Origin of the sequence: Peptoniphilus sp. BV3AC2 (assembly GCF_000478945.1) — a bacterium.
In the GTDB taxonomy this organism is placed as follows: domain Bacteria; phylum Bacillota; class Clostridia; order Tissierellales; family Peptoniphilaceae; genus Peptoniphilus_B; species Peptoniphilus_B duerdenii.
In genome coordinates this window covers 81,107-88,465 of record NZ_AWXD01000030.1, presented here as the reverse complement: position 1 = coordinate 88,465, position 7,359 = coordinate 81,107, and the positions used below count along the sequence as shown (strand labels likewise).

The 7,359-nt window shown below is 34.3% G+C and carries 6 protein-coding genes, 1 tRNA gene and 1 other RNA gene; 3 read left to right on the top strand and 5 right to left on the bottom strand.

What is annotated here, in order from left to right; genetic code table 11:
* Positions 1–732 precede the first annotated feature (732 nt).
* The 4 genes from ssrA to HMPREF1252_RS07645 form a co-directional block, all read right to left on the bottom strand.
* Positions 733–1,069: a transfer-messenger RNA gene (gene ssrA / locus HMPREF1252_RS09625) on the bottom strand.
* A complete protein-coding gene (locus HMPREF1252_RS07655) occupies positions 1,070–1,672 on the bottom strand; it encodes a VanZ family protein (protein WP_023060084.1) in 603 nt (200 codons plus the stop codon).
* Complete coding sequence (locus HMPREF1252_RS07650) at positions 1,669–2,313, bottom strand: HAD family phosphatase (RefSeq protein ID WP_023060081.1); 645 nt, start codon at positions 2,311–2,313, stop codon at positions 1,669–1,671. The genes HMPREF1252_RS07655 and HMPREF1252_RS07650 overlap by 4 nt, the downstream gene beginning before the upstream one ends.
* Positions 2,314–2,379: 66 nt before the next feature.
* Positions 2,380–2,456, bottom strand: a tRNA-Pro gene (locus HMPREF1252_RS07645).
* Positions 2,457–2,566: 110 nt separating this feature from the next.
* Here HMPREF1252_RS07645 and HMPREF1252_RS07640 point away from each other — a divergent pair.
* The 3 genes from HMPREF1252_RS07640 (at position 2,567) to HMPREF1252_RS09350 (ending at position 6,263) form a co-directional block, all read left to right on the top strand.
* A complete protein-coding gene (locus tag HMPREF1252_RS07640) occupies positions 2,567–3,202 on the top strand; it encodes a hypothetical protein (RefSeq protein ID WP_023060073.1) in 636 nt (211 codons plus the stop codon).
* Between the two features lie 138 nt (positions 3,203–3,340).
* Complete coding sequence (locus tag HMPREF1252_RS07635; RefSeq protein ID WP_023060090.1) at positions 3,341–3,703, top strand: BlaI/MecI/CopY family transcriptional regulator; 363 nt, start codon at positions 3,341–3,343, stop codon at positions 3,701–3,703.
* 1 nt (position 3,704) lies between these two features.
* Positions 3,705–6,263, top strand: a complete 2,559-nt coding sequence (locus tag HMPREF1252_RS09350; RefSeq protein ID WP_023060043.1) for a peptidase, M56 family — start codon at positions 3,705–3,707, stop codon at positions 6,261–6,263.
* 56 nt (positions 6,264–6,319) lie between these two features.
* Here HMPREF1252_RS09350 and fni read toward each other — a convergent pair whose 3' ends face one another.
* Positions 6,320–7,348, bottom strand: coding sequence for a type 2 isopentenyl-diphosphate Delta-isomerase (gene fni / locus HMPREF1252_RS07625; protein ID WP_023060063.1), 1,029 nt, complete (start codon positions 7,346–7,348; stop codon positions 6,320–6,322).
* Positions 7,349–7,359 lie beyond the last annotated feature (11 nt).

The window sequence follows — 7,359 nt, the reverse complement described above, 5'->3', positions numbered from 1 at the left end:
AAAATAAACAAAAAATACACTCAAAACATCAAAAATAAACAAAAAACAAAAAAACAAAAATATTTTTAAAAATTTTCAAAAAACATGTTTAGATTTATTACAGCAGGGTATTAATATACTACCAAGAAATTGGTAAGGGCATCCATCCTATTGAGAGCTCAAATTTAATTCAAAAGAACGACAGGTTCACATTTAAAATCATTTGCTAAAAGAAATCTTGACGTTTAATTAAATATTAAAGTAGATTTATTATTGAAATAGAAGCAAATGTTTAAATATATTGAAGGATTTGATTAAAACTTAATAGGAAGTTAGAGGATTGTTTGAAATATATGGATTTTAAATGCTACAAGCTCTTAGAGTTGGGAGTATGAGAAATGGTTATTAAATGAAATATACTAAAACTTTCTGGTAAACAATGCGGAAGAAGATATAACTTGTAGTAATTAATCTTATTAATTATGAAAATGTACGAGAAAATTTAAAAATATGAACAATAATAATTTAATACGAAAAGAGGAATAACGTGATAGAACCTAAAACAGAACGGATGGATGCCCAATAAAAAAGGAACAGAGTTTAGATAAATAATCTGTTCCTTTTTTATTGCAAATTTATATATCCACTATCCCGAAGCTCTATCGCTCTTTTTTTACTTAATAGTTCTTCGTCTCTTTTCATTTCTTCTCCTTAAAAATATGTATAAAAAAACTCGCAAGCTAGTTGCAAGTATGGTGGAGGCGGCGGGAGTCGAACCCGCGTCCAAAAGTAAATCCGAATCAGTCTCTCCGAGCGCAGTCAGTTCTTATAGACCATAGCAGTTAGCTACTGACAGCTGCTGCAAGGCGCGGTTCTTAATACCTACTTCGTTAGAACCATTGCGAAGTTTCGTGTCCCACTTAATTTGACACCCTTAGTAGACCGTGGGCCTTCCACCTCGGATGACGCTATTATGCTGCGTAAGCTAAATTATTGTTTTCGTTTATTTTTGTTTAGGCTTTTAAAGTTGTTCCTAACAACTGCTCGCTACTAAAAGTTCATTACCCCTGTCGAAACCAATTTCGCCCCCTTATCTTCCTAGGATAGATTTCATCCTATCTCCAGCAAAATAAAAGATTGTATACCCAATTATACCCCCTACAAAGTTCAAAATCAAATCGTCTATGTCGCAGCTTCTGCCGACGAAGAACTGGATGAACTCTATAAATAGGGAGATGGCAATGGAAAGCACCGCCATGGTTTTTATACTTCTATATCTCTTTAAAATCATAGGGAAAATATATCCTATGGGAATAAATAACACTACATTGCCAAGAATATTTAAAAGCGCATGAAATATTCCGCTGTACTTTATATAGGATCTCATGGTTGCAAATGGAATTAGATTTATGCCCCAGTACCCGGTATTTATTCTATCTTTAAAATTGCCGACGAAGTCAAAATTCTCTGATGTTAAGTCTATGCCGGAGCCGCTTATGATATAGTTTGGCGTAAACATAAATACCATTAGCATTATGATGTATCCACTTAACACTGATATCAAAAGCTCTCTATCGCTGTTTGATTCATTTACTAAATCTTTAAATAGGGTGAGCCTTACTATTCTACATAGAAAAAATCCTATTAAGAATGAAATAAGTCCCCTTGGAAGGAAAAATAATAATATTTTCATAGAAATATCTTCTTTAAAACTTTTAAATCAGAGATGAACATATGAGATGAAAGTGTAAGCTCTCTTAGCATATTGTCGTTTGCTTCATCATACATACAAATGGTTGTAAGTCCTGCTTCTTTTGCAGCAACTATCGCGAAGTAAGCATCGTCAACTAATACCGTTTCCTTTGGATCAAAGCCTGCCATTTCACAACAGGTTAAGAAAAATTTAGGATTGTCCTTCTTTAGATTTAATCCGTCGCAGGTAGCAATAGCCTTGAAATACTTGAACATATCTTCTCTTTTTAAGAATGGATCGAAAAATTCTTCAGGAGTTCCAGTGCCAAGCATCATAGGGATATTAGCTTTGCGGAAAGATTCTAAAACATCAAGTGCTCCATCTTTAAGTTTGCATTCCTTGGCATAAAAATCCTCTGCAATATGTCTCATATCGTCATATATCTCTTCTGGAGTTAAGGGAAGTTTAAATTTTTCTTTCATGTATGTGGAACTCATCTTTAAGCTCATGGTGGTCATCTCTTGGGCATCTGTGGCGGTTATTTCTACGCCATGACTCTTTAAATAATCGATTCCTAGGCTTCTCCACATCGCCATTGAATCAGCCAGTGTGCCATCCATATCAAATATAATTGACTTCATAAACTTCCTCCTTGTACTAAAAATTTGGATAAAAAAAAGCTTGCCTTTGAGGCAAGCAAATTAAAATGGTCGGGGTGAGAAGATTCGAACTCCCGGCCCCATGGTCCCAAACCACGTGCGCTACCAAACTGCGCTACACCCCGACGTCACTTATTAAGTATAACAGCATTCAAAAATTTATGCAAGTCTTTTTTCTGATATTTTTTAAATTTCTATTTAAATTAATTGGGTATGAATAAGTAGGAGTGATTAAATGATTAAAAAATTTTTAAACTATATAAACGACTACGAAGTTATCGCAAATCTAGAAGAATATATTGACAGGACATATCCAGGAGCAGAGGTGGTGGAGATTAAATCCCTTGAGCTTCCAGAGTTTGTCCAAAGTGAATTTGGCGACGGCAAGAACAACTGTACCTTGGCATCCATACTTAGAGTGTTCATGTACCACAAAGATAAATTTAAAATCCTTCCCGAGTCGGAGGAGAGTCTCTACTCAACCATAAAGGATGCGGCGGACATTTATTTTTTCAATGTGTTTAATGGAACACTTCCCATGACTATTTCAAGAATTATAAAAAGATCCGCAGAAGAGTACGAGCTTAATATCAAAACCAAGGGTCACTACAACGGCAACTTCTACAATCCAATAAAAAGAGAAATAGACCATAGAAGACCACTACTTATGAATATCGGCTTTGGAAAGTACAAACGCCACACAGTAACCATAAGCGGTTATATCTCATTAAAATATCGTGGAATGAACATATATATCTTAGAAGTCTATGACAATTGGAGTAGGTACAAGAGATTCATCGACTACTCATACCTAGCCCATTCTCTAAAATCTCTAAACGCCTACACCTTTAATACCATAGAAATTAAATAAATAAATCTGAGAGATAAGAATGAAACTTATCTCTTTTTTTGTCTAAAATATTAAAAATAAAATCTTGACAAGTCGGTTTACAAATAGTAAACTAAAATAAAAAATGGTTTACATAATGTAGAGTAAGGAGATGACAAAATGAGTTTTGAAAAATTAAGTCAAGCAGAAGAAAATTTAGGAGAGTTAATATGGGACAATGAACCGATCAAATCCTCTTCACTCGTCGATCTGTGTAAAGAAAAATATTCTTGGTCAAAGTCCACCACCTACACCTTACTGAGAAGGATTGAAAAAAAAGGAGTCTTTGAAAATAAAAACTCTCTTGTAAGATCCAAGATGAGTCGCGAGGACTACGAAACTAGAATTAGTAATGATTTTATAGAAGAAAACTATGGCGGCTCTCTACCTAAGTTTTTGGCTGCATTTACTAGGAAAAATAGATTGACACAGGAAGAGATAGCTCAGTTAGAAGAGTTGATAGAAAATCACAAGGAGGAATGAAATGGCTGTATTTATAAACACATTAATAAGACTTTCTCTAAAAGGATCTCTCGTAATTGGAATAGTCATCTTAGTGAGATTTTTACTTAAAAAAGCTCCAAAAGTATTTTCTTATAGCCTTTGGACGGTGGCATTTATAAGTTTAATTTTTCCATTTTCTATAAAAAGCTCAGTCTCTTTTGCAAATTTGATTCCAAGGGGAATTAGTATAAATAATCAAGCTAACAATAAAAGTAACTTTACTATTTATGAGGAGCATCAAGGAGAAAATAATTTTATAGAAAAGATTGAAGAAAATCAAAATGAAAAGCAGAGCATAAATCCAAATGAAAATACCAAAGAATTAAAGAGGAACTTTACGGAATCTAACACATTAAGCAAAGAAGAAATGTACTTTTATACTTGGTTAAGTGGTGTAATTCTTCTAATTATTTGTAGCATCGTCTCAACTATTAAGCTTAAGAAAAGATTAAAGGGCTCAAGACAAGTTGGTGAAAATGTATATGAAAATAAGAGTCTTGAAACGGCTTTTGTCTTTGGGCTTATAAGACCAAATATATATTTACCATCAGGCCTTAGCATTGAAGAAGAAAAATATATAAGAAAACACGAAGAAGTCCACATAGAAAGATTAGATCACTTGTGGAAGTTTTTGGCATTTATAGTAACGATAATTCACTTTTTCAATCCATTAGTTTGGATCGCATACTACCTAATGGGGCTGGATATGGAACTATCCTGCGACGAAAAGGTAATCAAAGAGTTGGGAAACAGTATAAAGAAAGACTACTCCAAGTCCCTTCTTTCCTTTGCAACTGGCAGGAAAATTTTAACAGCTTCTCCTTTAGCTTTTGGAGAAAACAACACCAAGACCAGGATAAAAAACATTTTGGCATACAAGAAGCCGAAAAAATTTGTGTTGGCGTTATGCTTTATATTATTGGCTGTGGTTGCGGTTGGATGTTTGACGGATAAAAATGAAAAAGAATCTAATGAAAATTCTAATGCCCAAGCAGAAACCCAAGAAGAAAACTTAGATTCTACAAGAACCTATCCAAACCCTGAAGAATTTTTAAAAGTTCAAATAGAAAACCAAATAAAATCTTTATTTTCATATCTAGGTTATGAAATTTCTGACTATAGAATTGACGACCTGGAAAAAGTTTCTAAGGATTTAAATATTGACGGCAAAAAAATCGAAGTTTATAAGTACGCTTATAGTTTAAAAACTAAAAAAGCAGAAGAGCTGGCAAAGACCTTGGATGGAAAAGTGTTAGACCAGTCTTGGGTAAGTGATTTTAATAGAACACCCTATTTGATTTTTGAAAAAGTTTCTGATGGATATAGGCACAAGGGTTATATTGAAGAAGACAAGTTTTCAGCTGACCTACCTAGCTACTACCAAGAGTTTATGGTAAGAGCCGCCTTAGTTTCCCAAGACGAAAATGCCAGTGTAGAAGACTTTGCTAAAAGTTATATTGGCGAAACTATTTTAAGTCTATATTCAGCTGGAGCTTCAGTCTCTGACTATAAAATTGACAAGTTAGAAAAGTTTTTAAGCTATGATGATATTGATGGAAAGGCCTATGAAGTTTATAAACTAAACTATAGCCTGCAATTTAACGATGAGAAATCCTATGATAACTATGATGGATTTATTGGTAAAGGAAAAGGCGACAGGTGGATTGGAGAGTGTTATGGAGATAATTATATGATCTTCCAACTTAGATCAAGTGGCAAAGTTTATATAACTACAGTAAGCGGTGTTGAGGGCTTTTTAGAAGATAACTCCAAGGAAGCAAATGAAAATATTTTAAGAGAAATTCTAGAGAGAAATAATATAATTACCAGAGAGACTTATACTTCAGAACACTATGTTGCTTCATATAAAGACTTCCTAGGTAGAGCAGGGAAGGCTCTTCTTTCTCAACCTGTAGAAAAGGGGAAAGATGGAATTTGGATAGTGGAAAGATGGATTGATGAAAATGGAAATGTCTACTATGAAGATACTCCAAATTCTTCTGATCTAAAGACTTTGCAAGATAAGGTAAATAATGGAGAACAAACTTGGAGAAAGGATCCTAGAGAAGTGGCACTTAATTTTACAAATTCAATGGCTACGTTTAAAATATTTCCAAACAAAGTAGAAGTAGAGAAGCTTAAGTATTTAGAAGACTTTTATATAGTACCTGTATCAGAATATACTGGTTATATCGAAGAAATAAATTTAAATCAAAAAGACATAGGCGATAACATTCACGTAATTCTGGCGGAATGGATAACTTTGGAAGATAAAGAAAGAATCAAGGAACTAGGTCTTAATGTCAATGTAGATATGCCGGGAGGTTTCTATGTCAAAAAAACTAAGACGTTGGAAACATTTTTCTTAGATAAGGATACTAAATACTTTAATCTTGACACATTATTATCTTCCCAATCTAATGCGAGTCTTACGAAGGAAGAATTTATAGAATACTTTAAATCTCACAAAGACTCACTATTTAGCATATCTACAAAAAATGGAAAGGCAATCGAAATTTCAGAGGTTTACCTTCCATAAATTAAATACTTCCAACTAAAAAAATCCCTAGCGATAGGGATTTTTTATTTATTCTTTTATTTTGATTCGCATCCGCAGAGGAGATCTTTTAATTTTCCTGTGATTAAATATTTGGATTCTTTTAGTTCTTCTATATTTTTCGCTCCAGTTAAGGTCATGACGATCTTAGTCTTGTAGATTAGACCTGCCAGGTACTGCATGGTGTATTCATATCCGCCGTGAACTAGGTAGGAAAGAATTTCTCCAGAAATTGCAACCATATCTGCTCCTATGACGATGGATTTAACTACGTCTAGAGAATTTTTAACTCCGCCGGAACTTATGATTTGAAGATTATCAAGTCCAAGTGATTTTGCTCCGATGACGCTCATCGCCGTTGGTATTCCCCAAGAATATAGTTCTGAGAGATCATTTTCTGGATTTCTTAGATTTTCTACTTCCATGAAGTTTGTTCCGCCGTAGCCGGACACGTCGACGATTCTAACTCCGATGTCATATAATTTTTTAACCACATCCTTGCTCATTCCGAAGCCCACTTCTTTAACGATGACAGGAACGTCCAATGAAGATACAATCTTTTCTATATTTGTAAGTATTCCTCTGAAGGTTCTGTCTCCTTCTTCCATGGCTAGTTCTTGGGCAGGGTTTAGATGTATTTGAAGTCCATCTGCGCCGATCATTTCCACTGCGAACTTAGCTTCGTCAATGGTTGCTCGTCCAGATAGATTACCTAGAACGATGCCGTCCTTCATATTATCTCTTACAATCTTAAAACTTTTAATAGCGTCTTTATCTTCTAGGGCGATGGTTTGTGAACCGACTGCCATAGGAAGATTGAATTCTTTTGCAATTTTGGAAAGGTCCCTATTTATATCCTCTGTGAAGTCAGATCCGCCTGTCATGGCGTTGATCATAAGTGGGAAGTTGATCTTTTTGTTTAAAAACATAGTAGAAGTATCCACTTCGTAGAAATCACATTCTGGAAGGGAATTGTGCATAAGCATAACATCGTCGAAAAGTGGACTTCCTGTATAACTAGATCTTAAATAATTTTCTATATGCTCTCTTTTTCTATATTTTCTCATATTATTCTCCT

Bases quoted from the DNA above. Each gene is read 5' to 3' on its own strand.
- HMPREF1252_RS09350 (WP_023060043.1), top strand. From the start codon at position 3,705: ATGGCTGTATTTATAAACACATTAATAAGACTTTCTCTAAAAGGATCT.
- HMPREF1252_RS07655 (WP_023060084.1), bottom strand. From the start codon at position 1,672: ATGAAAATATTATTATTTTTCCTTCCAAGGGGACTTATTTCATTCTTA.
- HMPREF1252_RS07640 (WP_023060073.1), top strand. From the start codon at position 2,567: ATGATTAAAAAATTTTTAAACTATATAAACGACTACGAAGTTATCGCA.
- HMPREF1252_RS07635 (WP_023060090.1), top strand. From the start codon at position 3,341: ATGAGTTTTGAAAAATTAAGTCAAGCAGAAGAAAATTTAGGAGAGTTA.
- HMPREF1252_RS07650 (WP_023060081.1), bottom strand. From the start codon at position 2,313: ATGAAGTCAATTATATTTGATATGGATGGCACACTGGCTGATTCAATG.
- fni (WP_023060063.1), bottom strand. From the start codon at position 7,348: ATGAGAAAATATAGAAAAAGAGAGCATATAGAAAATTATTTAAGATCT.